The sequence below is a fragment of the Pseudomonas sp. OTU750018 genome (genome assembly GCF_011636575.1).
GTDB lineage: Bacteria > Pseudomonadota > Gammaproteobacteria > Pseudomonadales > Pseudomonadaceae > Aquipseudomonas > Aquipseudomonas peli.
Genome location: NZ_JAAPAU010000001.1, coordinates 1,567,666 through 1,593,164 on the forward strand (window position 1 = coordinate 1,567,666; position 25,499 = coordinate 1,593,164).

The 25,499-nt window shown below is 61.9% G+C and carries 24 protein-coding genes; 12 read left to right on the forward strand and 12 right to left on the reverse strand.

All coding sequences use genetic code 11. The annotated features are described in order from the left end of the window. The first annotated feature begins 3 nt into the window (after window positions 1-3). Window positions 4-429, forward strand: a complete 426-nt coding sequence (locus tag HCI85_RS07370) for a glycine zipper domain-containing protein (protein ID WP_090250346.1) — start codon at window positions 4-6, stop codon at window positions 427-429. A gap of 104 nt (window positions 430-533) precedes the next feature. On the opposite strand, the gene HCI85_RS07375 is transcribed toward HCI85_RS07370, so the two are convergent. The 4 genes from HCI85_RS07375 to HCI85_RS07390 form a co-directional block, all read right to left on the reverse strand. Beyond that, on the reverse strand, window positions 534-977 hold the full coding sequence (locus HCI85_RS07375; protein WP_167143613.1) for an acyl-CoA thioesterase: 444 nt from the start codon (window positions 975-977) through the stop codon (window positions 534-536). 28 nt (window positions 978-1,005) lie between these two features. After that, entirely contained in the window at window positions 1,006-2,169 is a 1,164-nt protein-coding gene (locus HCI85_RS07380) for an iron-containing alcohol dehydrogenase (protein WP_167143616.1), read from the reverse strand. Between the two features lie 70 nt (window positions 2,170-2,239). Then, a complete protein-coding gene (locus tag HCI85_RS07385) occupies window positions 2,240-4,030 on the reverse strand; it encodes an acyl-CoA dehydrogenase C-terminal domain-containing protein (RefSeq protein ID WP_167143619.1) in 1,791 nt (596 codons plus the stop codon). Further along, a complete protein-coding gene (locus HCI85_RS07390; protein ID WP_167143622.1) occupies window positions 4,027-5,280 on the reverse strand; it encodes a 3-hydroxyacyl-CoA dehydrogenase in 1,254 nt (417 codons plus the stop codon). The genes HCI85_RS07385 and HCI85_RS07390 overlap by 4 nt, the downstream gene beginning before the upstream one ends. A 120-nt stretch (window positions 5,281-5,400) precedes the next feature. Here HCI85_RS07390 and HCI85_RS07395 point away from each other — a divergent pair, with 120 nt between their 5' ends. The 3 genes from HCI85_RS07395 (at window position 5,401) to HCI85_RS07405 (ending at window position 9,370) form a co-directional block, all read left to right on the forward strand. Then, window positions 5,401-6,300, forward strand: a complete 900-nt coding sequence (locus tag HCI85_RS07395) for a LysR family transcriptional regulator (protein ID WP_167144316.1) — start codon at window positions 5,401-5,403, stop codon at window positions 6,298-6,300. A gap of 68 nt (window positions 6,301-6,368) precedes the next feature. Further along, on the forward strand, window positions 6,369-7,013 hold the full coding sequence (locus HCI85_RS07400; RefSeq protein WP_167143625.1) for a methylamine utilization protein: 645 nt from the start codon (window positions 6,369-6,371) through the stop codon (window positions 7,011-7,013). Beyond that, window positions 7,010-9,370, forward strand: a complete 2,361-nt coding sequence (locus HCI85_RS07405; protein WP_167143628.1) for a putative bifunctional diguanylate cyclase/phosphodiesterase — start codon at window positions 7,010-7,012, stop codon at window positions 9,368-9,370. The genes HCI85_RS07400 and HCI85_RS07405 overlap by 4 nt, the downstream gene beginning before the upstream one ends. 7 nt (window positions 9,371-9,377) lie before the next feature. Here HCI85_RS07405 and HCI85_RS07410 read toward each other — a convergent pair whose 3' ends face one another. The 4 genes from HCI85_RS07410 to HCI85_RS07425 form a co-directional block, all read right to left on the reverse strand. Continuing rightward, window positions 9,378-9,881, reverse strand: coding sequence for a DUF7482 domain-containing protein (locus tag HCI85_RS07410; RefSeq protein ID WP_167143631.1), 504 nt, complete (start codon window positions 9,879-9,881; stop codon window positions 9,378-9,380). A gap of 220 nt (window positions 9,882-10,101) precedes the next feature. Continuing rightward, the gene (locus HCI85_RS07415; RefSeq protein ID WP_167143638.1) at window positions 10,102-10,272 is read right to left on the reverse strand and encodes a hypothetical protein; all 171 of its coding nucleotides are present in this window, start codon (window positions 10,270-10,272) and stop codon (window positions 10,102-10,104) included. A gap of 181 nt (window positions 10,273-10,453) precedes the next feature. After that, complete coding sequence (locus HCI85_RS07420) at window positions 10,454-11,944, reverse strand: flavin-containing monooxygenase (RefSeq protein WP_167143641.1); 1,491 nt, start codon at window positions 11,942-11,944, stop codon at window positions 10,454-10,456. 175 nt (window positions 11,945-12,119) lie between these two features. Beyond that, window positions 12,120-12,722, reverse strand: coding sequence for a nitroreductase family protein (locus HCI85_RS07425; RefSeq protein WP_160085886.1), 603 nt, complete (start codon window positions 12,720-12,722; stop codon window positions 12,120-12,122). Between the two features lie 151 nt (window positions 12,723-12,873). On the opposite strand from HCI85_RS07425, the gene HCI85_RS07430 reads away from it, so the two are divergent. Both HCI85_RS07430 and HCI85_RS07435 read left to right on the forward strand, forming a co-directional pair. Next, entirely contained in the window at window positions 12,874-13,812 is a 939-nt protein-coding gene (locus HCI85_RS07430; RefSeq protein ID WP_167143644.1) for a class I SAM-dependent methyltransferase, read from the forward strand. Window positions 13,813-13,900: 88 nt separating this feature from the next. Continuing rightward, window positions 13,901-14,554: a DUF3313 domain-containing protein gene (locus HCI85_RS07435; protein ID WP_167143647.1), complete on the forward strand. Its 654-nt coding sequence runs from the start codon at window positions 13,901-13,903 to the stop codon at window positions 14,552-14,554. Window positions 14,555-14,565: 11 nt separating this feature from the next. Here the strand turns inward: HCI85_RS07435 and HCI85_RS07440 are convergent, their stop codons facing one another. Further along, on the reverse strand, window positions 14,566-14,907 hold the full coding sequence (locus HCI85_RS07440; protein ID WP_090250378.1) for a cupin domain-containing protein: 342 nt from the start codon (window positions 14,905-14,907) through the stop codon (window positions 14,566-14,568). Window positions 14,908-15,096: 189 nt separating this feature from the next. Between HCI85_RS07440 and HCI85_RS07445 the strand changes: the two genes are divergently transcribed. Genes HCI85_RS07445 through HCI85_RS07470 form a run of 6 tightly spaced genes read left to right on the forward strand, consistent with a single transcriptional unit; the run spans window position 15,097 to window position 20,006 of the window. Then, the gene (locus HCI85_RS07445; RefSeq protein ID WP_167143650.1) at window positions 15,097-16,023 is read left to right on the forward strand and encodes an exopolyphosphatase; all 927 of its coding nucleotides are present in this window, start codon (window positions 15,097-15,099) and stop codon (window positions 16,021-16,023) included. Between the two features lie 60 nt (window positions 16,024-16,083). Beyond that, window positions 16,084-17,229 (forward strand): MlaE family ABC transporter permease, encoded by a 1,146-nt coding sequence (locus tag HCI85_RS07450; protein ID WP_167143653.1) that lies wholly within the window; start codon window positions 16,084-16,086, stop codon window positions 17,227-17,229. Continuing rightward, the gene (locus HCI85_RS07455) at window positions 17,226-18,014 is read left to right on the forward strand and encodes an ABC transporter ATP-binding protein (RefSeq protein ID WP_167143656.1); all 789 of its coding nucleotides are present in this window, start codon (window positions 17,226-17,228) and stop codon (window positions 18,012-18,014) included. Before HCI85_RS07450 ends, HCI85_RS07455 begins: the two co-directional genes overlap by 4 nt. Further along, entirely contained in the window at window positions 18,015-18,932 is a 918-nt protein-coding gene (locus tag HCI85_RS07460; RefSeq protein WP_090250387.1) for an MlaD family protein, read from the forward strand. Then, entirely contained in the window at window positions 18,929-19,540 is a 612-nt protein-coding gene (locus HCI85_RS07465) for an ABC-type transport auxiliary lipoprotein family protein (protein ID WP_167143659.1), read from the forward strand. The genes HCI85_RS07460 and HCI85_RS07465 overlap by 4 nt, the downstream gene beginning before the upstream one ends. A 28-nt stretch (window positions 19,541-19,568) precedes the next feature. After that, entirely contained in the window at window positions 19,569-20,006 is a 438-nt protein-coding gene (locus HCI85_RS07470; protein WP_160085899.1) for a nucleoside deaminase, read from the forward strand. Between the two features lie 3 nt (window positions 20,007-20,009). Here the strand turns inward: HCI85_RS07470 and HCI85_RS07475 are convergent, their stop codons facing one another. From HCI85_RS07475 to hslO, 3 genes are all read right to left on the reverse strand, one after another. Next, window positions 20,010-21,938, reverse strand: a complete 1,929-nt coding sequence (locus HCI85_RS07475) for a RecQ family ATP-dependent DNA helicase (protein WP_167143662.1) — start codon at window positions 21,936-21,938, stop codon at window positions 20,010-20,012. A gap of 762 nt (window positions 21,939-22,700) precedes the next feature. Then, window positions 22,701-24,242 (reverse strand): phosphoenolpyruvate carboxykinase, encoded by a 1,542-nt coding sequence (locus tag HCI85_RS07480; RefSeq protein ID WP_167143665.1) that lies wholly within the window; start codon window positions 24,240-24,242, stop codon window positions 22,701-22,703. 180 nt (window positions 24,243-24,422) lie between these two features. Then, a complete protein-coding gene (hslO, locus tag HCI85_RS07485; protein ID WP_090250400.1) occupies window positions 24,423-25,310 on the reverse strand; it encodes an Hsp33 family molecular chaperone HslO in 888 nt (295 codons plus the stop codon). Window positions 25,311-25,499: the final 189 nt, after the last annotated feature.

The following is a 25,499-nucleotide window of genomic DNA, read 5'->3' on the forward strand; positions in this document are numbered from 1 at the left end:
CGTATGCGTACATTATTTTCTGCGCTGGTATTCAGCGCCCTGGCTTCACCCCTGGCCCTGGCGGGCGATACCGGCAAGGTCGCCATCGGCGGCGGTATTGGTGGCGCCCTGGGCAACGTAATCGGTCAACAAGTCGGTGGCAGCACCGGCGCGGCGATTGGTGCAGGCCTGGGTGGCGCGGCAGGCGGCGTCATTACCGCACGCGACGGTAACAAGACCGAAGCCGCATTGGGCGGCGGCCTGGGCGCAGCCGGTGGCTCGGTACTGGGTAACAAGGTCGGCGGCAGCACCGGTTCAACCATCGGCGCCGGCCTGGGCGGCGCGGCCGGTGGCGCATTGGCTAATGAATACGCCGGCGGCAGCGAACGTGATCGCGGCCACTACAACGGCAAGAAACACAAGAAGCATAAAAAGCACAAACATCACTAAGTGCCGAGTGCTGACAACAAAAAGCCGCCTATCAGCGGCTTTTTTTTGTGTGTGGTAACGCCTTAGCCGCGACGCCAGCCTGGCGGCGCGCTGCTCAAGCGCCGCTACGCAGCCGGTTCCATCAGTAGCACCGTCAGCGCCGCCCGCAGGTTCTCGGGAATGCTCACCGGGCGGTTACTGCTGCGATCGACGAAGACATGCACAAAGCGCCCGGCCGCACAGGCCTCGTCTTCATCCGCTTTGAACACCGCCAGCTCGTACTGCACCGAACTATTGCCCAGCTTGCCGACCCGCAGGCCGATCTCGATGCGTTCGGGGAAGGCGATGGAGGCGAAGTAATCGCAGCTGGAGCTGACCACAAAACCGACCACCTCGCCGTGATGGATATCCAGGCCACCAACCTCGATCAGGTAGGTGTTCACCGCGCTGTCGAAGAAGCTGTAGTAGGTGACGTTGTTGACGTGACCGTAGACATCGTTGTCATGCCAGCGCGTGGTGATCGGCTGGAAGTGCCGGTAATCGCTGCGCAAGTGTTGGGGTTGGCTCATCGGAAATCCTTGAGGTTGGCGAGGCGGCTTAATAGGCCACCTGGTAGATGGCCAGGGCATGGGCCTCGGTCATTTCCCGTGGGTTGTTCACCAGTAGGCGCTGTTGCTGCATGGCGTCGCGGGCCAGGGTCGGCAGCATGTCTTGCGGCACACCGGCATCACGCAGGCGCGTAGGCAGGCCGCTGCGCACGCTGAAATCGGCCAGTGCGCCAATAAACTGCTCGGTCTGCTGCAAAACACTGCCGGCGCGCAGCTGATCGCCCAGCACCAGCGGCGCCAGCTCGGCATACAACGGCGCGGCCGCATTGCCGTTGAAGCCCAACACATGTGGCAGCACCAAGGCGTTACTCAGGCCGTGGGGAATATGGAAATGCCCGCCCAGCGGATAAGCCAGCGCATGCACCGCCGCCACCGGCGCATTGGCAAATGCCTGGCCGGCCAGACAGGAGCCCAGCAACATGGCCTGACGCGCCTCGCGGTTGCCGCCGTTATGCACCACTTCATCCAGATTCGCCGCCAGCAGGCTCAACGCTTCGCGGGCCAGCAGGTCGGATAACGGATTCTTTTTCAGCGCGCTGGTGTAGGCCTCGATGGCATGCACCATAGCGTCGATTCCGGTGGCGGCGGTCACAGCCGGCGGCAGGCCAAGGGTCAGCTCGGCATCGAGCAGCGCCAGATCCGGCAGCAGCAGCGGCGAGACCACGCCCATCTTGGTGGTTTCGCCGGTGGTGATGATGGAAATCTGCGTGACTTCCGAACCGGTGCCGGCGGTGGTCGGCACCAGAATCAGCGGCAAACGCTGACCCCGGGCATTGCCGACGCCGTAAATCTGCGCCAGCTCCTGGCCGCACTCGGGATGCGCCAGCAGCGCCACCAGCTTGGCCACATCCATTGAACTGCCGCCGCCAAAGCCGACGATCAGCTGCGCCTTGAGCGCGCGGGCCTGCTCGACCGCTGCCAGCAGAATGGCCTCGGGCGGGTCGGCGACCACCTGATCGAAGACCTCGACGGTCAGCTCGGCACGGGCAAAACCTGGCAGCACCTCATCCAGCATGCCGAGCTTGCTGATGCCCGGATCGGTGACGATCAGTACCCGCTGCGCGCCGCGCTCGCGGCACAGCTCGGCCAAACGCCGGGAAGCGCCGATCTCACACAGAATCTGCGCCGTGGTGGCAAAGCTAAAGGGCAGCATGGGGTGATCCTCTTGTTGTAGTGATTGGCGCGCGCCGCAGCGTGGCTTGCACCCACGCTACGCGCTTCGGTCAGAAGGCGAAACTCGCCTCATCCATGGCCATCAGGCAGTCGGCACCGCCCAGCAGGGACTCGCGATGGGCGCTGGCCCGTGGCAACACCCGGCGCAGGTAGAAGTCGGCGGACTGCAGCTTGGCTTGGTAGAACGCGGCTTCGCCGCTGCCCGCCTCCAGGGCATCCTGCGCCCGCGCCGCCGCCTGCAGCCAGAAACCGGCCAGCAGCACATAGGCTGAATACTGGAGGAAATCCACCGAAACCGCGCCGATCTCCTGCACATCACGCTGACTGGCCGCAATCACTGCGCTGCTCAGCTCGCGCCACTCGCCCAGGCGCGCTTGCACGCTCTTGGCCATCTCGGCCAATGCCGGACGGCCAACCTGAGCGTCGCACAGCTCGCTGAACTCGGCCTGCAACGCCGACAGTTCGGCACCGCCGTCACCGAGCACCTTGCGGCGGATATAGTCCAGCGCCTGAATGCCGTTGGTGCCCTCATACAGCTGGGTAATGCGGCTGTCGCGCATCAACTGCTCGATGCCCCACTCGCGGATAAAACCGTGGCCGCCGTACACCTGTACTGCATGGCTGGCGACTTCCTGGCCCATATCGGTAAAGAAGGCTTTGACGATCGGAATCAGCAGCGCCGCGCGCTTGCCGGCGGCCTTGCGCGCGGCGGCGTCCGGATGGCCGTGCTCAAGGTCGAGCTGGCGCGCGCAGTAGACGGCGAGCATACGGCTGCCTTCGACCAGGCTCTTCTGCGTCAGCAGCATGCGCCGCACATCGGGATGCACGATGATCGGATCGGCCGCCTTGCCCGGCTCGGCCGCGCCGCTCAGCGCGCGCGACTGCAAGCGCTCGCGGGCATAACGCAGCGCGCCCTGAAACGCCGCTTCGCCGATGCCCAGGCCCTGCAAACCGACCTGGAAACGCGCGTCGTTCATCATGGTGAACATGCAGGCCAGGCCCTGGTTGGCTTCACCGATCAGCCAGCCAGTGGCGCCGTCGAAGTTCATCACGCAGGTGGACGCACCCTTGATGCCCATCTTGTGCTCGATGGCACCGCAGGACAGCGCATTACGCTCGCCGGGCGTGCCATCGGCGGCAGCGATAAATTTCGGCACCAGCAGCAGGCTGATGCCCTTCACCCCGGCTGGCGCATCCGGCAGACGGGCGAGCACCAAGTGGATGATGTTTTCCGATAGGTCCTGCTCGCCGCCGCTGATAAATATCTTGCTGCCGCTGACCTTGAAGCTGCCGTCCGCCTGCGGCTCAGCCTTGGTGCGCAGCAGGGCCAGGTCGGTACCGGCCTGCGGCTCGGTGAGGCACATGGTGCCGGCCCATTGGCCACTGACCAGTTTGTGCAGGTAGGTGTTTTTCAGCGACTCGCTGCCGTGCTTGTACAGCGCCAGCACCGCGCCTTCGGTCAGCCCGGAATACACGCGAAACGACAACGAGGCACCCATCAGCATCTCGTGAAAGTTGCACGCAAGCATCTGCGGCAGCGCCTGGCCGCCGTATTCGCTGGGCCCGGTCATACTTGCCCAGCCGTTATCGACATACTGCTGATAAGCCTCGGCAAAGCCATCCGGCGTGCGCACCTGGCCTTCGCTCAGCTGGCAACCTTGCTCATCACTGTTGCGATTCAGCGGCGCCACCACCTCGGCGGCGTAACGTGCGCCCTCCTCCAGCACGCCGTCGATCAGCTCGCGATCAAGGCCGTTGCCGAGCAGCTCACAGTGGCCGCTGATATCGAACAGTTCGTGCAGCACAAAGCGCATATCGCGCAGCGGAGCCTGATAACTCATACCCGGCCCTCCTGCACGTCGGATACCCGCACGTCGGCGAAGCGCTGGCCGCTGCTGGCCAGTTTTTCAATCAGGCGTGCCGGCAACCAGTGCTCACCGAACGCCGCCTGCAGCGCTTTCAAACGATCATGAATCGCCGCCACACCCTGGCCATCGGCCCAGTTCATCGGTCCACCCTTGTCGGCGGGGAAGCCGTAGCCGTTGAGGTAGACCAGATCGATGTCATGACTATTGGCAGCGATATTCTCTTCGAGAATCTTCGCGCCCTCGTTGACCAGCGCCAGCAGGCAGCGTTCGAGGATTTCCTCGGGGCCGATCTCGCGGCGCGTGAAGCCCAGCTGCTCGGATACCTGTAGCACCAGCGCATCCACTTCAGGGTCATGCTCGGCCTGGCGGCTGCCCTCGGCGTAGCGGTAATAACCCATGCGCGCCTTCTGGCCGAAACGGCCGAGGCCGCAGAGGCGGTTGTCCACCTGCACCGCCGGATCATCCTGGCCCTTGCCGGCCAGCTCGCGAGCGCGCCATTCCAGATCAATGCCGACCACGTCGTACATGCGGAACGGGCCCATGGCGAAACCAAAGCCCTGCAGTGCGGCATCGACCTGATGCGGATAAGCCCCTTCGAGCAACAGCATGCGCGCCTCGCGGACATAGGTGTGCAGCATGCGGTTGCCGATAAAACCGTCGCAGTTACCCGCCACCACGCTGACCTTGCCGATACGCTGACCCAGGGCCAGTGCCACGTCCAATACCGCCGGCGCGGTTTTGGCGCCACGCACGATTTCCAGCAGTTTCATGATGTGCGCAGGGCTGAAGAAGTGCAGGCCGAGCACGTCCTCCGGGCGTTTGGTCACGGCGGCAATGGCGTCGATATCCAGCGCCGAGGTGTTACTGGCGAGAATGGCGCCTGGCTTCAGGGTGGCGTCGAGCGTGCGGAAAATCTGCTGCTTGAGTTCCAGGTTCTCGTACACCGCTTCGATCACCAGATCGGCATCTGCCAGCGCGGCATAGTCGCCCACCGGTGTGACGCAAGCCAGTCGCGCGTCCGACTGCTCGGCGCTGATCCGCCCCAGTTTGAGGTTGTGGGCATTGGTCTCGGCCACCACCTTCATGGCCTGCTCGAGCATCTGCGGGTTGTTGTCCAGCCACAGCACTTGAATGCCGGCGTTGGCCAGGCTCATGACGATACCGCGCCCCATGGTGCCCGCGCCGATCACGGCGGCCTGTCGAACCTCGAATGCCTTGCTCATGCCCACTCCTCTGATTAGTGCCGAACGAAATGCCTGTGCTGCAAAGAAAATTCGCCAGCCACCTTAAGCAAGGCGCTACTATTTTTGAAATTTAGTCTTGTGATAAGTCGTATTCAGCAGATGAATTTCTCCACCTTCGACCTCAACCTGCTGCGCGTGTTCGATGCACTGATGCGCGAGCAGAACGTTTCCCGCGCGGCCGAGCGCCTGGCCCTGAGCCAGCCGGCAGTCAGCAACGCACTGAATCGCCTGCGCGAACTGCTCGATGACCCGCTGCTGATGCGGGTGGGCCGCAGCATGCAGCCCACGCCGCGCGCCCAGGCGTTGGAAACGCCGATCCGCGCGGCCCTGCAGCAACTGGAACAGAGTCTCAGTGCCGGCGACGTGTTCGACCCGGCCAGCAGCCGTCAGCACTTCAGCATCGCCGTCACCGACTATGTCGAGCTGATCTGCATGCCACGGCTGCTTGAACAACTCAGCCAGCAGGCACCCGGCATGCGCATCGACATCCGCCACCTGAGCCCCAGCCTGCCGGCCGAAGCGCTGGACAAGGGCGAGCTGGACCTGGTGCTGGGGCGTTTCGAGGACATCCCCGCGCGCTTTGCCCGCCAGCACTGGATGAGTGAAACCCTGCAACTGGCGCTGCGCCGCGACCATCCGCTGGGCAACCAACCGATGGACCTGCCGACCTTTCTGCAGCTGCGCCACCTGTGGGTACACGGCGGTCAGACGCGCGGCATGGTCGACCAATGGCTGGGCGAACAGGGCCTGTGCAGGGAGATTCGCTATACAACGCCCAATTACCTGCAGGCCGCGCATATCGTCGCCAGCAGTGAACTGGCTGCCGTGCTGCCGACCCAGCTGGCGCGCCACTTTGCCCGCCTGCTGCCGCTGCAACTGTTCGAGCTGCCGTTCTCCCTCGGCCCTTTTCACCTGGAAATCGTCAGCCTGGCCCAGCGCCAACGTGACCCGGCGCTGCATTGGCTGATTGAGCAGATCCAGCAGATCGATCAGCGCTGATCACCCGGCAGTCGGACAAAGCCTTCCTATACTGACGGCTACTGTCGTGCGGTCGTGGGGGATCAATCATGCTGAAATCGGCGTTGGCACTGCTGTTGGTGCTGCTGGGCACACTGGCGCAGGCCCAGAATCTGGAGATCGTGCTGCTCGATAATCAGGGCAAACCGCTGAGTGACGCCGTGCTGTGGATCGAACCCGGTCCGGCGCAAAGCCAACCCGCCACTGCAGTGATGGACCAGCAGAAGCGCCAGTTCACCCCCTATGTTCTGCCAGTACAGGTCGGCACTACGGTGAGCTTCCCCAACGCCGACCCGATCAACCATCACGTTTACTCCTTCTCGCCGGCCAAACGTTTCGAGCTGCGCCTGCACCAGCAGAAGGCCGCACCGCAGGAGATGCGTTTCGACCAGCCTGGCCTGGTCACCCTGGGCTGCAATATCCATGACTGGATGCTCGGCTTTATCCTCGTGCTCGACACCCCCTGGTTCGCCCAGACCGACAGCCAGGGCAAAACCCACCTGGACTTCGATGCCGCCGCCGGACAAACCCTGCACATCTGGCACCCACGCATCGCCGATCCGCAGGAAGCCATGAGCCGCGCCGTACCCAGCGACGGCACGTTGACCTGGCAACTCACCGGCGCGCTGAAGCGCGACCCTCGGCCGAAAGAGCCGAAAGCCCGACCCATGGCCAAAGATGACTACGCCTCATGACCCTGCGCGGCAAGATTCTCGGCTTCTTCCTGCTGTTGCTGCTGGCGGTCATGGTGCTGCTATTGGCACTGGTTTATCGCTCCACGTATCAACACACCCTGAGCCAGGTGGCCGGGCAGCTGAACTTCGCCCATGCAGTGCTGAGTAACGAGCTGCAAAGCCGCCGCCAGGCGCAAAGCGCCATGGCCGATCTGATCGCCAAGGACTTCACCCTGCTCGGCGAAATCGCCGACCTGATCGCCAGCCCCCAGCAGGAAGCGCAATCACTGTCCGCAGCCCTGGAATCGTTTGCCTCGCGCAGCCAGGCCAGCTTTGCCCTGGTCAGTGCGCCCGAGGGGCTGATCCTGGCGGGCACCAGTGGCGAACTGTTGCCGGGCGCGCAATTACCCTGGAATGACCTGCTCGACACAGACGATGCCCAGAGCAAAGAACGCCTGGTGGTGTTCGGTGAGCGGGTACTGCATATCAACGCCACGCCAATCTTCGCCCCACGGCCCAACCTGATGGGCTGGCTGCTGATGGCTTTTGAACTGGACGATCAGGCGACCGCGCACCTGGCTCGTCTCAGCGGCGCCGACGTCGCGCTGCTCGACGGCCGCCCTGGGCAATACCGGGTACTGGCCAGCAACCTGCAGGCGTTGCCTCGGGCCGAGCTGGCCAGCCAGCTGCTGCCAAATGCTGAGGGCGTGTTCCGCTTCGACTTACAGGGCCTGGAGCAGGTGGCCCTGCGCGCACCTCTAGTGGATACCAGTAGCGAACTGCAGGTGCTGCTGATGCGCTCGCTGGCCGCCGAGCTGGCTGATTACCAACCGCTGCAATGGCAGCTGGCAAGCATCTTTACCATCGCCCTGCTGCTGGCCGGGCTCGGCGCACTGTGGATTGCCAACACCGTCAGCCGGCCGCTGAGTCAGATGGTCGACAACGTGCGGCGCATCGCCAGCGGCGACTATCAGGTACCAATGGAAACGCAGGCGAGCGGCGAAGTCGGCTTACTCGCCCGCGAATTCGTCGCCATGCAGCAAGGCATTGCCGAGCGCGAAACCACAATCAGTTTTCTCGCTTACCGCGACCCGCTGACCGAACTGGCCAACCGCAACCGTTTTGTCGCCGAACTGCAACAGGCACTGACGCAGTGTCCGCCAGGCGCAGGCGTCGCCGTGCTGCTGATGGACCTGGACAACTTCAAAGACCTTAACGACACCCTCGGCCACGACGCCGGTGACCAGCTGCTCTGCCAGCTCGCCGCCCGCCTGCAGGCGCTGCTACGCCCCGGCGAGCAACTGGCGCGTCTCGGTGGTGACGAGTTTGCGCTGCTGATCAGCCCCTGTCAGCCGGGCTGGCTGATCCCTGCCGCCGAGCATTACCGCGCCGCTCTGCACGAGCCATTCGCCGTGCGCGGGATCAGCATGACCCTCAACGCCACGGTTGGCATCGCCCTGTATCCGGATCACGGTGAAAGCGCCGGCAGCCTGCTGCAGCATGCCGAAGTGGCGATGTACCTGGGCAAGCAGCAGCGCTCGCCCTATGCCCTATACCGTCCAGAACTGGACCGCCACAGCCTGCTGCGCCTGGCATTGATGAGCGAATTGAAAGGCGCGGTGGAAGGCGGCCAACTCAGCCTGTATTTCCAACCGAAACTGAATATCCGTACGCGCAGCCTGTATGGCGTTGAATGCCTGGTGCGCTGGATTCACCCGGTGCATGGGTTTATTCCGCCGGACGAATTTATCCCCCTGGCCGAACAGACCGGCAACGTTTGCGCCCTGACCCGCTGGGTGGTGCATACCGCCGTGGCGCAGAGTCGCGCCTGGCAGGAACAGGGGCTGGCGCTGAAGACCGCGATCAATATCTCCGCACTGGATCTGGCTGATCCCGGCTTTGCTGGCTTTATCGCCGCGCAACTGGCCGCGCATGGTGTGCCGCCATCCGCCCTGATTGTAGAAATCACTGAAAGCGCGGTGATGGCCGACCCGGAACTGGCCATGGGGCAATTGCAGGAGTTGTGCGAACTGGGCGTGAAACTGTCGATCGACGATTACGGCACGGGTTACTCAAGCATGGCCCAACTCAAGCGCCTGCCGGTACATGAGCTGAAGATCGACAAGTCCTTCGTCCTCGACCTGTTGAGCAACCCCGATGACGACATCATCGTCCGTTCGACCATCGAGTTGGGCCACAACATGGGCCTGAAGATCGTCGCCGAAGGGGTGGAAACCGAGGCCATTCTCGACCGTCTGGATCAGCTCGGTTGCGATATCGCCCAGGGCTACTTGCTGAGCAAACCGCTGCCACCCGCCGCGTTTGCCAGCTGGCTGGAAAACTGCCAGTGGCAATTGCCACGGCACAACGAGACGTAGCGTATGGCTACTGAAGGCGCTGCTCAGCAACCCTGACTACCGGGCAGTTAACAATAATTCCGCTGGCTCGCAGACTGACCAGTCCTTGCTCCTGCGCCTGCAATACGGCGTCGGCCGAACGTAAGGTGGCGCCTGGCGTGCCACTCAACCAACGCACCTCATAGACATGCCACAACGGGCTGTAGGCCGTGTCCTGGTTACCCCCTCCGAGCGGCAGCGGGATAGACGGGAACACGCTGGCCTGGCTGTCATCCATGAACTTGTAGACCCGATCATAAGTAGCCAACGGGTGCGGGCCGGGCTCATCGGGCAGTGCATTGGCCAGTCTCGGCACATAATTGGCCTGCATCACTGTCGCCATCTGCGCGTCCGAAATATCGGTGGTCAGGTAGTAAACCTGCTCACCGTTGTACCAACCCGGCAACACCGGCAGGCTCATATGAGTAACGTGCGACCGGCTACAACCACTCAACAACGCGGCTAAAAAAAACACACCCAGCAAAGCACGCATGCACAGCTCCCTTAGACTTTTCCAGTGATCCGGCCAGTAGAGTCTGATTGTCCGGCGTTATTACAGATTCAGGCATAGCCCGCCTTGGCCCGTTGCCAACAGCGCTGCGATACAGGCATACCTGTCGCCAGTAAGCGCCTGAACAATGCAACACGCACAAAAAAGGCCGCTGCTGATCATCTTGATCAGCAGCGGCCCGGGAAAACGGTGGGGGCGCAGGTTAAAACGCGTTATCGCCAATCAACATGCCGTGCACAACCATGTAGGTCTTACGCCCGGACTGCAGAGTCAGCGGGCTGCGCTCAGCGATCACCCAGCCTTTGGCCAGCAGTTTGTCGATGTGCGCCCGCAGCTCTGGCAGGTAACGTTGCTCTTGCTGAAGCGATTCCATTCTTTTCATCCTCTAGAGGACTCCTTTGCGACAGCAGCCAGGTATACCGGCCCGTTCATCCGTGAAAGCTGTCACAAAAGCATAGTGGCCTAATGCCTGTCTCTAAAGCGGCAAACGGCCACATCTCTGTAGGCATAACGCAGCAAGCAGCTATAGCGTTTGGCTTACATCACTGTGCAGTCTAGACCGCTGTGGCCGCAGCGGCAGTTTCGCCGACATGCGGTGAGCTGAACTCCAGGTAACCGTCCTCAACCTTGCCGTAACGCAGCAGCGCCAAGTCCAGCAGATAATTCTGATAGAGCTTCCATGGCGCGCGATCACCCTGGGTGGGAATCTTGTCGGCGGCGCGCTGGATATAGCCGGACGCCAGATCAAGGAAGGGCGCTTCTTTAACCTGCCGCTTACTGTCACGCGGGGTGCACTGACGCATGCCGGTGGCATCCATATGGTTGATCAGGCGGCAGAAGTATTCGCTGGAGAGGTCCGCCTTGAGCGTCCAGCTGGCATTGGTGTACCCCAGTACCACTGCAGCATTGGGCAGATCACGCAGCATGATGCCGCGATAACCCATGCTCTTGGCCGCATCGAAGGGCTGCCCATCCACCACCACTTGCATGCCGCCAAACAGCTGCAAATCCAGGCCGGTGGCACTGATGATCACATCCGCTGGCAGCTCCTGGCCCGACTTTAGGCGGATGCCCTTGGCGGTGAACCCGTCGATAAATTCAGTCACCACCGAGGCCTTGCCCTGGCGTAGCACCTTGAACAGGTCGCCATTGGGCACTGCGCACACACGCTCGTCCCACGGTTTGTAGCGCGGGCTGAAGTGACGCATGTCGAAGCCCTTGCCCAACTGATGACGCGCCAACCCGAGCAACGCCTTGCGCACCAGGTTGGGGAAGGCCTTGGACAGTTTGTAGAAGCCCAGTTGCACCGCCACATTGCGCGTGCGCGCCAGGCGGTAGACCCAGGTTTCCGGCAGGAACTTACGCAGCACGTCGGAAATCGGATCGCCCTGCGGCAGGCTCACCACATAGGTGGGCGAGCGTTGCAACATGGTCACGTGCTTGGCCTTATCGGCCATTGCCGGCACCAGGGTGACAGCTGTCGCGCCGCTGCCGATCACCACCACATTCTTGCCGCTGTAATCGAAGTTTTCCGGCCACAGCTGCGGGTGGATAAATTCGCCCTGGAACAGTTCACGGCCTTTGAACTCGGGGGTGTAGCCCGCCTCATAGCGGTAATAGCCGGTGCACATCAGCAGGTGCTGACAGCTCAGTTTGATCGGTTCGGACTCATCGCCGCGCTGTACCTGCAGCGTCCAGGTGGCGCGCTCGCTGCACCAGTCGGCCTTGAGTACCTTGTGCTGGAAGCGGATGTGCTGCTGGATGCCGTTTTCCTCGGCCGTTTCTGCGATATAGCTGCGGATCGACGGACCGTCGGCGATCGCCAGCGGGTTGGTCCAGGGTTTGAAGTTGTAGCCAAGGGTGAACATGTCCGAGTCGGAACGGATGCCCGGGTAACGGAACAGATCCCAGGTACCGCCCAGCGCTTCCCGGCCTTCGAGGATGGCGAAGCGCTTGCCGGGGCAATGCTTCATCAGGTGATAGGCCGCACCAATGCCGGACAGGCCGGCACCAATGATCAAGACATCCAGGTGTTCGACAGACATGGGGGCTCCTCAGGCTTCTTGTTATGGCTGCAGGTCGATAGATCGACCCGTAATGCCCGCCAGATTCACCCCCAATAGCGCGTTTGTCATCCAACCTTTAGTGGTGTGATCAGGCGCAGGCTGACCACAGTTATGGCTGAAGAATGACCAGAGCGCTCAACAACCTGCCCAGCGATCAGAAACGGTCGCGCAACACCACTTCGTTGTACGGCAGTTTGCCGATACGCGGCTTGGGCTCGATGGTCTTCTTGCCGACGGCGACCATCAGAGCGATCACATGGTTTTCAGGCAGGTTGATCAACTTGCCCACCGCATCGAAATCAAAGCCGTCCATCGGGCAGGAATCCAGACCCTTGCCGCGCGCGGCGAGCATCAGGGTCTGCGCCATCAGGCCACAGCTGCGCATGGTTTCATCGCGCTGCACCTGCGGTTTGTCGCGGTAATAGGTGTCGATGGCACCGGCCATATAGGCCTGCACTTCTTGCGGAGCGCCTTCCCAGACGCGGCCGACATCCTGCTGCCAGCTGTCGAGTTTGGCGCAGACCACCACCAGCATTGAGGCGTCAGTCACCTGCGCCTGGCCCCAAGCCACGTCACGCAGCTGCTGGCGCAGTGCGGGATCGCTGACTTCAACCAAACGCACGTGCTGCAGGTTGAACGCTGAAGGTGCGAGCAACGCCAGTTGCAGCAGCTCATCCTTCTCGGCATCACTCAGGGTAAATGCCGGGTCATAGCCTTTGACGGCGCGGCGGCTGCGGATGGCTTCGTCGATATGCATGGGGGATCCTTATATGCAGGTGTGAAAGAGAGCAATGCTAGGCACTTGCCGGGCGTAACGCCAAACGCCTTTACCGATAACAATGATCGACACAGACGATTCTAGGCGGCCGCCTGCTAAAATCGCCGCCTCGCCAAATTGACCACAGCCCATGACACCAGCCGCACTCATGACCCTCCAGCAACACCTGCTCGACGCCCTAACTGCGCCGCCCAGTGAAACTCGCCGGCTGTTTCACGGCAGAGGCCGCTGCTGGCCGGGGCTGGAACAGATCACCGTGGATTGGTTGCAAGGCGTGCTGCTGGTGGCGCTGTTCAAGCCGGTGAGCGATACCGAACTGGCCGCACTGCAGCAGATGCTGCTCGACCTCGGCCAATCCAACACCTGGCAGCAAAGTGGCGCGCACAGCCTGTTGCTGCAACAGCGCTACCTGCCAGAAAGCCCCACGCAATGGCTGCAGGGCGAACCGGTTGAGCACTGGGATATCTGTGAGCACGGCCTGCACTACCGCCTCGACCTGGGCAAAAAGCAGAACAGCGGGCTGTTTCTCGATATGCGCTATGGCCGTCAATGGGTGCAGGCGCAGGCAGCTGGCAAGCGCGTGCTCAACCTATTCGCCTACACCTGCGGGTTTTCCGTGGCTGCACTGGCCGGCGGCGCGCATCAGGTGGTCAATCTGGACATGGCCAGAGCAGCACTCAGCCGTGGCCGCGATAATCATCGGCTGAACCAGCACGACCTCAGCCAGGTGGTATTTCTCGGTCACGACCTGTTCAAGTCTTGGGGTAAGGTGGCCAAGTACGGTCCCTATGACCTGATCATCATCGACCCACCCTCCTTCCAACGCGGCAGTTTCGTGCTGAGCAAGGACTACCCGAAGGTGCTGCGCCGCCTGCCCGAATTGTTGAGTGCAAACGGAACGGTACTGGCCTGCAGCAATGAGCCGGAAATCGGCCCGGAGTACCTGATCCAGGCCATGGCCGCTGAAGCACCAAGCCTGCAATTCAGCGAACGCCTGGACAACCCGCCAGAGTTTCCCGACAGCCAGCCAGACAGCGCCCTCAAGGCCCTGGTGTTTCAGCGGCACTGAACCCGCGCGCAGGGCGCCGGCTAAGGACGATATTGCCTGTTGCTGGCTGGTCTACAGTTAGGCGACCACCCCTCGCGAGATCGCCGCAATGACGCTAAAAATCCTTGGCCTTGCCCTTTCCGCCACGCTGTTACTGACCGCTTGCGCCAGCAGCACACCGCAACCGTCGCAGTATTCGGGCTTCCTCAGTGATTACTCACAGCTACAGCCCGCACAGTCGGCCAGCGGCGCGCCGGTGATGCGCTGGGTATCACCGGACTTTAAGCCCGAGAACTACCGCTCAGTATTGGTCGAGCGGCCAGTGTTTTACCCCGCACCGACGCCCACCGCCCAAGTTAGCCAGCAGACCTTGGACAGCATTGCCCTCTACTTGCAGCAGGCCATACGCCTTGAACTGGCTGGACGATTCAAGGTTGTCGAATATGCCGACCGTGACACCCTGGTACTGCGCTCGGCCATAACCGCGGTCAACCTGTCGCCGGAAGGGCTGAAAGTCTATGAAGTGGTGCCGATTGCCCTGGTTGCCGCGGCCGCCAGCACCGCCGCAGGTACTCGCGATCTCAACAGCAGCATTTATGTTGAGCTGGAAGCCATCGACGGGCGCAACAGCCAGCCGATGACCCGCGTGATACGCAAGGGCCATGGCCTGCAGCTGGAAAACGACAGCACTCAGCTCAGCCTCAAGGACATCAAGCCGGCGCTGGATGAGTGGGCCAAAGATGCGCGCAACTTCAAACCCTAAGGTCTGACGGCTTAGGCAAATACAAAGTATTTGCGCACCGTCTCGACCACCTCCCAGGTGCCTTTCATCCCGGGCTCGACGATAAATATGTCGCCGGCCCGCAGATGAATCGGCGCCTGCCCCTCAGGGGTGATGATGCAGTAACCCTCCTGGAAGTGGCAGTACTCCCATTTTTCATAGGCCACCTGCCATTTACCGGGCGTACAGATCCAAGTGCCCATTATCTTGCTGCCGTCCGCCGAGGTGTAGGCGTTGAGGTTGACGGTGTGCGGCTCGCCGGCGATGCGCGTCCACTTGCAGGCATCCAGCAGCGGAATCGGCTGGGTATCACGCAGCACGGTAATCGGTGACATGAGTGGCTCCTAAGGTCGGTAGAACATCACCTGCAGGCTACGGCCGCCCACCTGCCGCGACTGTCCTGAGGTCGACCTGCAACTGCCTGGAAGCGCAGCCCCTCCACTCGGGCCGACGTACCAACCGCGTGCTACTTTGAAGAGGGCCTGTTGGCTTATTCAGCCGTTTGCCCGATCCGGAGATGCTCTATGTCCAGTCTTTACCGCTTGGTCACCCGCAGTGATTTTGACGGCCTGGTGTGCGCCGCCCTGCTCAAACACCTGAACCTGATCGACGACATCCTCTTCGTCCACCCCAAGGACATGCAGGACGGCAAAGTGGCGATCACCAGTCACGACATCACCACCAACCTGCCGTATGTCCCCGGCTGCCACCTGGCCTTTGACCATCACCTCAGCGAGACCCTGCGTAACCAACCGGCGAGCAATCACCTGATTGATGCCGATGCGCCTTCCGCAGCCAGGGTGGTGTGGAAGCACTACGGCGGTCACGACGCGTTCCCAAGGGACTGGGACGAAATGATGGAGGCCGTGGACAAGGCGGACGCCGCACAATTCAGCCGCGAGGACATCCTCGATCCACAGGGCTGGGAGCTGCTGAGCTTTATCATGGATGCGCGCACCGGACTCGGCCGCTTCCGTGATTTCCGTATTTCCAATTACCAGCTGATGATGCAGCTGATCGACTTCTGCCAGACCCACGGCATCAATGAAATTCTCCAGCTGCCCGATGTTGAAGAGCGTGTGGCGCTGTACCTGGATCACCAACGCGAGGCCCAAGCGCAGATCCAGCGCTGTGCCACGGTTTACCACAACTTGGTGGTACTTGATCTGCGCTATGAAGAAACGATCTACGCGGTCAACCGCTTCGTCATCTATGCCCTCTATCCGCAGTGCAATATCTCGATCCACGTGATGTGGGGCGTTAAACAGCAGAACACCGTGTTCGCCATCGGCAAATCGATCCTCGACCGCAGCTCCAACACCAATGTCGGCGAGCTCTGCCTGAGCTACAACGGCGGCGGCCATGCCAATGCCGGCACTTGCCAGCTGGCCAACGAGGACGCTGAAGCCGCTTTGCGCGAGCTGATTGCCGAAATCACTGCCGACGGTTAGGCAGCACGATGTCCTAAGCAGGCTGGGCGTAGCCTCTGCTAGAGGGTTAAGCTGTGCCCTATGAGCACAGTACCTTTTATCACGCCGCTTGAGTCCAGCCGCACGGATGCGCCTTCTGGGTTGCGCATCGGCGGCGACTGGACACTCGCTCACTACGCCGACCTGGAAGCCCAGGTCCGGCAACTGCACGGCACATTGAGCAGCACCGCCAGCGTCGACTTGCAAAGCCTTGGCGCCCTGGACACTGCGGGTGCTGCCTTGTTGGTGGAGTTGCTTGGGAGTCAGCGCTTAGCGCAACTGGCTCAGGATGCGCCCGGGCTGCCCAGCGAGCGCCGCGCCCTGTTGCAAACCGTGGGCACAGCGATTGCCGACGCCGGCGATGCGCTGTCCAGCAAACACATCCCCGCCTGGCGTGAATTCTTCGGGCAGATCGGGCAGGCCGTCGATGAGCTCTGGCAACAAGGTATCGCCCTGCTCGGCTTTATCGGCATGACCCTGGCGGCGATGTTCGCCATCCTTCTGCGCCCCGGCCGCTGGCGCATCACCTCACTGGTCGCGCATTTGCAGCAGAGCGGCCTGAATGCCGTGCCCATCGTCGCCCTGCTGACGTTTCTGGTCGGCGCGGTGGTGGCCTTTCTCGGCGCGACGGTGCTCGCCGACTTTGGCGCGAGCATCTACACGGTCGACCTGGTGGCGTTTTCCTTCCTGCGTGAATTCGGCGTGCTGCTCACTGCCATTCTGATGGCCGGGCGCACCGCCAGCGCCTTTACCGCGCAGATCGGCTCGATGAAGGCCAACGAGGAAATTGACGCCATCCGCACCCTGGGCCTGAGCCCCATGGAGCTGTTGGTATTGCCGCGGGTATTCGCCCTGCTGATCGCCCTGCCGATCCTCACCTTTATCGCCATGCTCAGTGGCATCCTTGGCGGCGCGGTGGTCTGCGCCCTGAGCCTGGATATCTCACCGGCCATGTACTTGGCCATGCTGCAGGAAAATATCGCCCTCAAGCACTTCCTGGTGGGCATGGCCAAGGCGCCGATCTTTGCCTTCCTGATTGCCGTGATCGGCTGCCTGGAGGGCTTCAAGGTCACTGGCAGCGCGCAGTCAGTGGGCGAGCGCACCACCTCCAGCGTGGTCCAGTCGATTTTCGTGGTGATCGTACTGGATGCCCTGGCGGCGCTGTTTCTGATGGAGATGGGCTGGTGAAGGGCGAAGCGATTATCGAAGTGCGCAACCTGGTCAACCGCTTCGGCGCGCAGACCGTGCACCAGGACCTGGCGCTGGACCTGTATCGCGGCGAAGTGCTCGGTGTGGTCGGCGGCTCAGGCACCGGTAAATCGGTGCTGCTGCGCAGCATCCTCGGCCTGCGCCGCGCCAACTCAGGCACAGTACGGGTGTTCGGTGAAGAACTGCTGAGCCTGCCTCCCGAGCGTCGCTCGCAGCTGGAACGTCGGTTTGGTGTGCTCTACCAGCGCGGTGCGCTGTTCTCCTCGCTGACGGTGACCGAGAACACCGCCTTGCCGCTGATCGAACATGCCGGCCTCACACGCGCCGCCGCCGAACGCCTGGCTCAGGTCAAGCTGGCACTGGTCGGTCTGCCACGTGGCGCGGGCGACAAATACCCGACCGAACTGTCCGGCGGCATGATCAAACGCGCGGCTCTGGCCCGCGCCCTGGCCCTGGAGCCGGACATCCTGTTTCTCGACGAACCCACCGCAGGGCTCGACCCGATTGGCGCGGCAGCCTTCGACCAATTGATCCTGACACTGCGCGACGCCCTTGGGCTCAGCGTGTTTCTGGTCACCCATGACCTCGACACCCTCTACACCATCTGTGATCGGGTGGCCGTATTGGCGGAAAAACGCGTGCTGGTGGCCGACCGCCTGGACGTTGTAGCCGCCACCGACAACCCTTGGATTCACGAGTATTTTCACGGCCCGCGCGGACGCGCAGCCGAACAGGCCGCCTGCGGCGCGCCAGGGAGCAACTGAATGGAACCGCGTGCCCACCACGTGTTGATTGGCCTGTTTACCGTGCTGATGGTTGCCGCGGCCTTGGGCTTTGCCCTGTGGCTGAGCAAGGCCAGCTCGGACCAGGAAACCCACGACTTTGACGTGATCTTCAACGAAGCGGTCAGCGGTCTGTCGGCCGGCAGCGCGGTGCAGTACAGCGGCATCAAGGTCGGCGACGTGATCAGCCTGCGCCTCGACCCGAACGATCCGCGCAAGGTTCGCGCGCACATCCGCGTCAGCGCCAACACACCGATCAAACAGGATACCCGCGCTCGCCTGTCGATCACCGGGATCACCGGCGCCTCACTGATCCAGTTGCACAGCGGCACCCCGGAAAGCCCAGCATTGGAAGGCAAGAACGACCAACTGGCGGAAATTATCGCCGATCCCTCGCCGCTGACCCGCCTGATGTCCAACGGTGAAGACCTGGTTGTCAGCGTCACCCGCCTGCTCGACCGCGCCAACCAGCTGTTCTCGCACGAAAACATCGGGCGTATTTCCCGCACTCTGGACAACATCGAACAAACCAGCGCCAGCGTGGCCGAACAGCGCGACGAGCTGCGCCAGGCCCTGCAACAGATGACCCGCGCCAGCCAGGAGGCCACTGACCTGATGCGTAACGCCAACCAGCTGCTCAGCGGCCCAGGCCACGACGCGGTCAACAGCGCCAATCGTCTGATGGCCTCATTGGAGCGCAGCAGCAGCAGCGTCGAACGCTTGTTAGCGGATAACCACAGCACCCTTAACAACGGCATGCAAGGCATCGGCGAACTGGGCCCGACCATTGTCGAACTGCGCGAAACCCTCAGCGCCCTGCGTTCCTTCGCCCGCCGCCTGGAAGAAGACCCGGCCGGCTACCTGCTGCGCAGTGACACCATCAAGGAGTTTCAACCATGAGTCGTCTTCGCCTGCTCGCAGCACTGCTGCTGATCGGCAGCCTGGCCGCCTGCTCGGTCTTGCCGAAAAGCCAGGTGCTGAGCATCTACCGCCTACCGGCCAGCAGCCTGCCCAGCCATGACACCAGCGCCGATTGGGCGCTGCGGGTGAACAAGCCCTACAGCAGCCAGCTGCTCGACAGCACGCGAATTGCCGTATTGCCGCCGGGCGACCAGATCAGCGCTTACCAGGGTGTGCGCTGGAGCGACCGAGCGCCGCTGCTGCTGCGCGACCGGTTAATTGACGCCTTCCTCGACGACGGCCGCCTCAAGGCGGTGAGCAGCGATGAAAGCCGCCTGCAGGCCGACCTGGAGCTGGACGGCGACCTGCGCGCTTTCCACAGCGAATACCAGAACGGCCGCCCAGCCGCGCGCATCCTGTTCGAGGCCCGCCTGGTGCAGAGTGGCAGCCTGCGCATCCTCGCCAGCCGGCGTTTCGAAGTCAGCCAGGCGGCCAGTGATACCTCGGTGCCCGCCGTGGTCAACGCCTTCGGCCAGGCCGGCGATCAGCTGGCCCGCGAGGTGCTGGAGTGGACTTTGACCCAGGGTCAGACCGCGCAGCAAAAATGAACTGAGTTGTTCCAGCGAGGGGCGAACCATGGACAAATTTATGCAAGCGGCCATCGACGAAGCCCGCCAGGGCCTGGCCGAAGGCGGCATCCCGATCGGCTCGGTGCTGGTGCATAACGGCCAGATTATCGGCCGTGGCCATAACCGTCGCGTGCAACAAGGCAGCGCCATCCGCCATGGTGAAATGGACGCCCTGGAAAACGCCGGCCGGCAAAGCGCGCAGACCTACCGCGAGTCGGTGCTCTACACCACCCTTTCACCCTGCGCGATGTGCAGCGGCGCAATCCTGTTGTATGGCATCCCCAAGGTGATCATCGGCGAGAACCAGACCTTCCTCGGCGAAGAAGCGTTGCTGCGCGAGCGCGGCGTGCAGCTCGATGTGCTGCACAACAACGAATGCCTGCACCTGATGCAGGACTTTATCGCCGCCCAACCGACGCTGTGGAACGAGGATATTGGCGAGTAGCGGCTAGCCGCGCTGGGCGATCAGCCACTCGCGTACCGCCGCATAGGGGTAGGCGTCCAACGCGGCAAAACCACTGAACTGACGCGCTTTGAGCTTGGTGAACAGCGGCACGCTGATGCCACAGAGGTAGCGCGTCAGGCATTCAGTGCTCGGCTCAACGCCCTTGAGTTCCTGATGCTTGCGCACAAAACCGTCACAGAGTGCCTGCATATCCAGCTCCGCCAGCGGCGGCAACGCTGGCGGCTCGGATAGCCGTGCAACCTGCCCACGGCACACCGAACAATGCCCACACTGCTGCGGCGCGTTGGCGTCACCGAAATAGGCGGCCAACCGCTGACTCAAGCACTGCTCGCTGGCAAACAGCGCGAGCATGGCGTGAATCCGGCTGATCTCGCTGGCCTCCTGCTGGCTGAAATAGCCGTGCAGTTCGACGCTCAAGGCCGCCGGATCGAAGCCGGGGTCGAGCAGCGCGTAGACCTCAGTCATCTGCTTGCTTTCCAACTCGACCCAACCCTTTTCCTGGAAGTAATCCAGGGCTTTGATCACTCGACCGCGCTCGGCCTGGTGCTGCTGGTAGAGCTGGTCGAAATCCACCGTGCACCAGGTACGGGCGCGCTGCGAGGTGCTGATCAATGCCTCGACAAACTGCCGCCGCTCGCCCTCAAACTTCTCCAGCAGCACTTCGGGCTCCAAGAGGAACTTGAAACGATACTCGGCGAAATAGGCGTAACGCGGGGCGATGATGCCGCGTAGCTCCAACTGCACCAGCAGGGTTTTCAGCGGCAGCTGGCGGATATTGCTCTGCTCGGAGAGCTGGTTAAGCATCAGCTCCCATTCACCGTTATCACTTTCACTCAGCAGCTTATCGAGCACACAAAGAATGCCGTCCTGCTCCGGCGTATCACCATAAACGAAGTTTTCCAGCACGTTTAAGCTGTCGCGATTGGCCAGCACCAGGCAGTCGGAGGGCTGGCCATCGCGGCCGGCACGACCGATTTCCTGGCTGTAATTCTCGATGGATTTCGGCAGGTCGAAGTGCAGCACATTGCGGATATCGGCCTTGTCGATGCCCATGCCGAAGGCGATGGTGGCGACGATGCAGTTGATCGTCCCGGCCATAAACTGACGCTGAATCGCCTCGCGCGCCTCGTGCGGCATACCGGCGTGGTAGGCGCTGGCAGCAATTCCCCGCTGGCTCAGGCGCGTGGCCACTTGCTCGGCGGTCTTCTGCTGGGTCACGTAGACAATACTCGGCTGCTCGGCCTTGGCTCCTAGCCACTGCTCCAGACGACGCTGCTTGTCGGCGCCGCTGACTGGCTCGACTAGCAGGTTGAGGTTGGCGCGGTAGAAACCTGTGGTGACCACATCATCAGCGGCGATGGCGAACTTCTGCTGCATATCGGCAATCACCGGCGGCGTGGCCGTGGCCGTGAGCAGCAGCACCTGCGGGATGCCGAACTGGCGCTGATAGTCCGGCAGTTTGAGGTAATCCGGGCGGAAGTTATGGCCCCACTCGGAGATGCAATGAGCCTCGTCAATCACCAGCAACGAGATCGGCACCTGGGCGATAAAATTACGAAAGCGTTCGTTCTTCAGCCGTTCGACCGAGATCATCAGAATCTTCAGCTCGCCGGATTTCGCCCGGGCCATCACCGCACTGGCCTCCTCGCGGCTTTGCGCCGAATCGATACTGGCGGCGCTAATGCCGCGGCCATGCAGGAACGCCAGCTGGTCCTGCATTAACGCCAGCAAGGGCGAGACCACCAGGGTCAGATGCGGCAGATGCAACGCCGGCAGCTGATAACACAACGACTTGCCCGAACCGGTGGGGAAGATGGCCGCCGCCGAACGTCCGGCGAGCACGGCCGTGACCACACGCTCCTGACCGGGGCGCAATTGCTTGAAGCCGAACACACGTTCCAGGGTACTCATGGCTGTCACTCCATTGACCGCCGCGGCGGTAAACAATGATTAATTCCTACAGGCCGCACCGCTATTGCCAATCTAACTAACACCACAGGCAACACAGGCGTACATTCAAACCATGCCAATAAAAAAGGAGATGAGTATGCAGGTATCTGGTTTCAGCGGCAGCTTGCCGGTTATCCACTAGATCGCTCACCACCCAGGCCAGATGGCCGCGCAGCAAAGACCCCGGCGAAACCGGAGTAGCTGATGCGAACCACAGGCCGATGCGCAGTCTGGCGAGAAACTCAGGTTCGCCGTGAGGTGTTCCAAACCATAGCCCTAACGCCGCCACACAACTCGAAAGCACCAGCGGCCACCCGCGACATATCGACACCTACCTGGCACTCGCCAGTCATGCTGAAGTCGACAGCTGCAAACAATGGCCCTGGAAATCGCCTGAGTTGCCAACCCCGTTAGCGCTGTGGCCCGAGACAGCCATACAGCAACAGCCAAGGCCGTGCAGAGCGGCCACCTGAGCAAGAGTGCAACGCGCGACAACCGCAAACGTGCCTGATCTGCTAGCAGATACGCACCCAAAGCCGCCTCCGGGCGGCTTTTCCGTTTCTTACTGTGCCTGCCAGTGCACCGCAAGAGGGGCTTTAGCCGCGACAACTCGCTCATTAACGAAAGTTCGCCGCTAAAGCGCCTCCTACAGATTGATGCTTAATTTCCCATGCATAAAAAAACCGCCGATTTCGGCGGTTTTTTCAACGCGGCAGTTACAACTTAAAGCTGCGGGCCGGCGTTCTTGATGGCATCGCTGACATCGAACTTCTTGAAGTTCTCGATGAACAGACCGGCCAGGCCTTTGGCGGCTTCGTCGTAGGCGTTCTTGTCTTCCCAGGTGTTGCGTGGGTTGAGCAGATTGGTTTCAACGCCCGGTACCGACTTCGGCACGCTCAGGTTGATGATCGGCAGCAACTCGGTTTCGGTACCGATCAGCGCACCGCTCTGAATCGCCGCAATCACGCCACGGGTGGTCGGGATGTTGAAGCGCTTGCCAACACCATAGCCACCGCCGGTCCAGCCGGTGTTGACCAGGTAAACCTTGGAGCCGAAGCCGCGGATACGCTTGATCAGCAACTCAGCGTATTCGCCAGCCGGACGCGGGAAGAATGGCGCGCCGAAGCAGGTGGAGAAGGTCGACTTGATGCCACCGCCCGAACCCATTTCGGTGGAACCGACCAGCGCGGTGTAACCGGAGAGGAAGTGGTAAGCCGCTTGCTCTTCGTTGAGGATCGACACCGGCGGCAGTACGCCAGTCAGGTCGCAAGTGAGGAAGATCACGGCGTTCGGCTCACCGCCGAGGTTCTTCTCGCTGCGCTTCTCGACCAGCTCCAGCGGGTAAGCCGCGCGGCTGTTCTGGGTCAGGCTGTCGTCGGCGTAGTTCGGTACGCGGTTCTCATCGAGCACCACGTTTTCCAGCACAGCGCCGAACTGGATGGCTTTCCAGATCACCGGCTCGTTCTTCTCGGACAGGTCGATGCACTTGGCATAGCAACCGCCTTCGATGTTGAACACCACGCCCACGCCCCAGCCGTGCTCGTCGTCGCCGATCAGGTAGCGGCTTTCGTCAGCCGAGAGGGTGGTCTTGCCGGTGCCGGACAGACCAAAGAACAGGGTCACGTCGCCTTCTTCACCGATGTTGGCCGCGCAGTGCATCGGCAGCACGTCGGCGTCCGGCAGCAGGAAGTTCTGCACGCTGAACATGGCTTTCTTCATTTCACCGGCGTAGCGCATGCCGGCGATCAGGACTTTCTTGGCGGCGAAGTTGAGGATCACGCAGCCATCGGAGTTGGTGCCGTCACGCTCCGGTACGCACTCGAAGTTGGCAACGTTGAGCACTTGCCACTCGCCTTTGCCAGCCGGGTTGTACTGCTCCGGATTGATAAACAGGCAACGGCCGAACAGGTTCTGCCAGGCGGTGGCGGTGGTCATCTTGACCGGCAGGTAGTGCGCGTCGGCAGAACCTACATGAACGTAGGAAACGAAGCTGTCCTGCGCGTCGGAGAACGCTTGTACGCGGTCCCACAGAGCATCGAACTTGTCAGCCGGGAACGGACGGTTGATTGCGCCCCAGGCGATTTTCGCCTCGGTGCTCGGCTCTTGCACGATGAAGCGATCAGCCGGCGAACGACCAGTGCGATGGCCTGTGCGTACGACCAGCGAGCCGTTGGCGGCCAGCTCGCCTTCACCGCGACGAAGGGCTTCTTCGACCAGTTGGGCAGCGCTGATGTCGGTGTACACGGCGTTGTTGGCTTGCGTCATGTGGGTCCCCGTCGGCCACGTGGCCGAGTCTTCCGAACGTTTTGTAGTAGAAATCTGATCACTACTACAGCGAAAAAAGTGCGCCGGATTATGCCAGAAAAAGCCAGCTGCGGGTGCAGCCTCTGATCAGATCATTCCGACACGGTTTAGGGGCTGTGTGCCCCCGAATCTGCTTGAAACTCAGTGGCGCGTATCCGATGGCGCTTCGATGCTGCCATCGATAAACAGTTGCAGCACATCGGCGGCATCGAACAGATAGCGCTCGTTGCAGAACTGGCAATCGATTTCTACGCTGCCGCCGTGCTCCTGCACCAGCGCTTCGGCGTCAGCTTGGCCGAGGCTGATCAGCGCGCGGCTGGAGCGCTCACGCGAGCAGCTGCAGCGAAACAGCAAGGCACGTGGGTCGAACAGGCGCAGCGCCTCCTGGTGATACAGGCGATGCAACAGGGTTTCGTTATCCAGGCCCAGCAGTTCTTCAGCCTTCAGCGTATCGGCCAGGGCCATGGCGTGCTGCCAGCTGGCTTCACGCTCATCGGCCTCCTTCAGGCGGTCGGCCGGCAGCTGCTGCAACAGCAGGCCGCGAGCACGCTGGCCATCGGCGCTGAGCCAGAAACGCGTCGGCAGCTGCTCGGACGTGGCGAAGTAATTGGTCAGGCAATCGGCCAGGGTATCCCCTTCCAGATCGACGATGCCTTGATAACGCTGCCCGGACTTCGGGTCAACGGTCATGGCCAGCACGCCATCGGGCATCAGCTCGCGCAGGTTGGCATCGGCAGTGATCTGTTCAGCGTGGTAGCGGGCGATACCGCGCAGCTCACCTTCGCTGGAGCATTCGACCATCAGCAGGGGCACGGCACCGGAGGAGCGCGCCTGGAGGATCAGCAGGCCTTCAAATTTCAGGGTGCCAATCAGCAAGGAGGCGGCAGCAAGCAGTTCACCCAACAGCTGAGCGACCGGTTGCGGGTAGGTGTGTTTGGCCAGCACATGGCTGTAGCTGTCGGTCAGACCGACCAGTTCGCCACGGATATCGCTGTCGTCGAACAAGAAGCGTTGGGAAAAATCAGACATGCCAACTTCACTGAATGTGACTCGGCCCGCGATTTTAGGCGCAAACGCCCATCCGACCAAGCGCCTCTTATCTATCAGCGCTGCGGGTGGAAGCTATCGATACAAAACCGGGTCACAGTTGTCGACAAAAGACAGGGGGAAATTTTGCATTCTCAGGCCCGACTCCCTAGGATGCCGACCGCTTTAAAC

Coding starts and splice junctions, on each gene's coding strand:
- HCI85_RS07370 (WP_090250346.1), top strand. CDS start 4: ATGCGTACATTATTTTCTGCGCTGGTATTCAGCGCCCTGGCTTCACCC.
- HCI85_RS07375 (WP_167143613.1), bottom strand. CDS start 977: ATGAGCCAACCCCAACACTTGCGCAGCGATTACCGGCACTTCCAGCCG.
- HCI85_RS07380 (WP_167143616.1), bottom strand. CDS start 2,169: ATGCTGCCCTTTAGCTTTGCCACCACGGCGCAGATTCTGTGTGAGATC.
- HCI85_RS07385 (WP_167143619.1), bottom strand. CDS start 4,030: ATGAGTTATCAGGCTCCGCTGCGCGATATGCGCTTTGTGCTGCACGAA.
- HCI85_RS07390 (WP_167143622.1), bottom strand. CDS start 5,280: ATGAGCAAGGCATTCGAGGTTCGACAGGCCGCCGTGATCGGCGCGGGC.
- HCI85_RS07395 (WP_167144316.1), top strand. CDS start 5,401: ATGAATTTCTCCACCTTCGACCTCAACCTGCTGCGCGTGTTCGATGCA.
- HCI85_RS07400 (WP_167143625.1), top strand. CDS start 6,369: ATGCTGAAATCGGCGTTGGCACTGCTGTTGGTGCTGCTGGGCACACTG.
- HCI85_RS07405 (WP_167143628.1), top strand. CDS start 7,010: ATGACCCTGCGCGGCAAGATTCTCGGCTTCTTCCTGCTGTTGCTGCTG.
- HCI85_RS07410 (WP_167143631.1), bottom strand. CDS start 9,881: ATGCGTGCTTTGCTGGGTGTGTTTTTTTTAGCCGCGTTGTTGAGTGGT.
- HCI85_RS07415 (WP_167143638.1), bottom strand. CDS start 10,272: ATGGAATCGCTTCAGCAAGAGCAACGTTACCTGCCAGAGCTGCGGGCG.
- HCI85_RS07420 (WP_167143641.1), bottom strand. CDS start 11,944: ATGTCTGTCGAACACCTGGATGTCTTGATCATTGGTGCCGGCCTGTCC.
- HCI85_RS07425 (WP_160085886.1), bottom strand. CDS start 12,722: ATGCATATCGACGAAGCCATCCGCAGCCGCCGCGCCGTCAAAGGCTAT.
- HCI85_RS07430 (WP_167143644.1), top strand. CDS start 12,874: ATGACACCAGCCGCACTCATGACCCTCCAGCAACACCTGCTCGACGCC.
- HCI85_RS07435 (WP_167143647.1), top strand. CDS start 13,901: ATGACGCTAAAAATCCTTGGCCTTGCCCTTTCCGCCACGCTGTTACTG.
- HCI85_RS07440 (WP_090250378.1), bottom strand. CDS start 14,907: ATGTCACCGATTACCGTGCTGCGTGATACCCAGCCGATTCCGCTGCTG.
- HCI85_RS07445 (WP_167143650.1), top strand. CDS start 15,097: ATGTCCAGTCTTTACCGCTTGGTCACCCGCAGTGATTTTGACGGCCTG.
- HCI85_RS07450 (WP_167143653.1), top strand. CDS start 16,084: ATGAGCACAGTACCTTTTATCACGCCGCTTGAGTCCAGCCGCACGGAT.
- HCI85_RS07460 (WP_090250387.1), top strand. CDS start 18,015: ATGGAACCGCGTGCCCACCACGTGTTGATTGGCCTGTTTACCGTGCTG.
- HCI85_RS07465 (WP_167143659.1), top strand. CDS start 18,929: ATGAGTCGTCTTCGCCTGCTCGCAGCACTGCTGCTGATCGGCAGCCTG.
- HCI85_RS07470 (WP_160085899.1), top strand. CDS start 19,569: ATGGACAAATTTATGCAAGCGGCCATCGACGAAGCCCGCCAGGGCCTG.
- HCI85_RS07475 (WP_167143662.1), bottom strand. CDS start 21,938: ATGAGTACCCTGGAACGTGTGTTCGGCTTCAAGCAATTGCGCCCCGGT.
- HCI85_RS07480 (WP_167143665.1), bottom strand. CDS start 24,242: ATGACGCAAGCCAACAACGCCGTGTACACCGACATCAGCGCTGCCCAA.
- hslO (WP_090250400.1), bottom strand. CDS start 25,310: ATGTCTGATTTTTCCCAACGCTTCTTGTTCGACGACAGCGATATCCGT.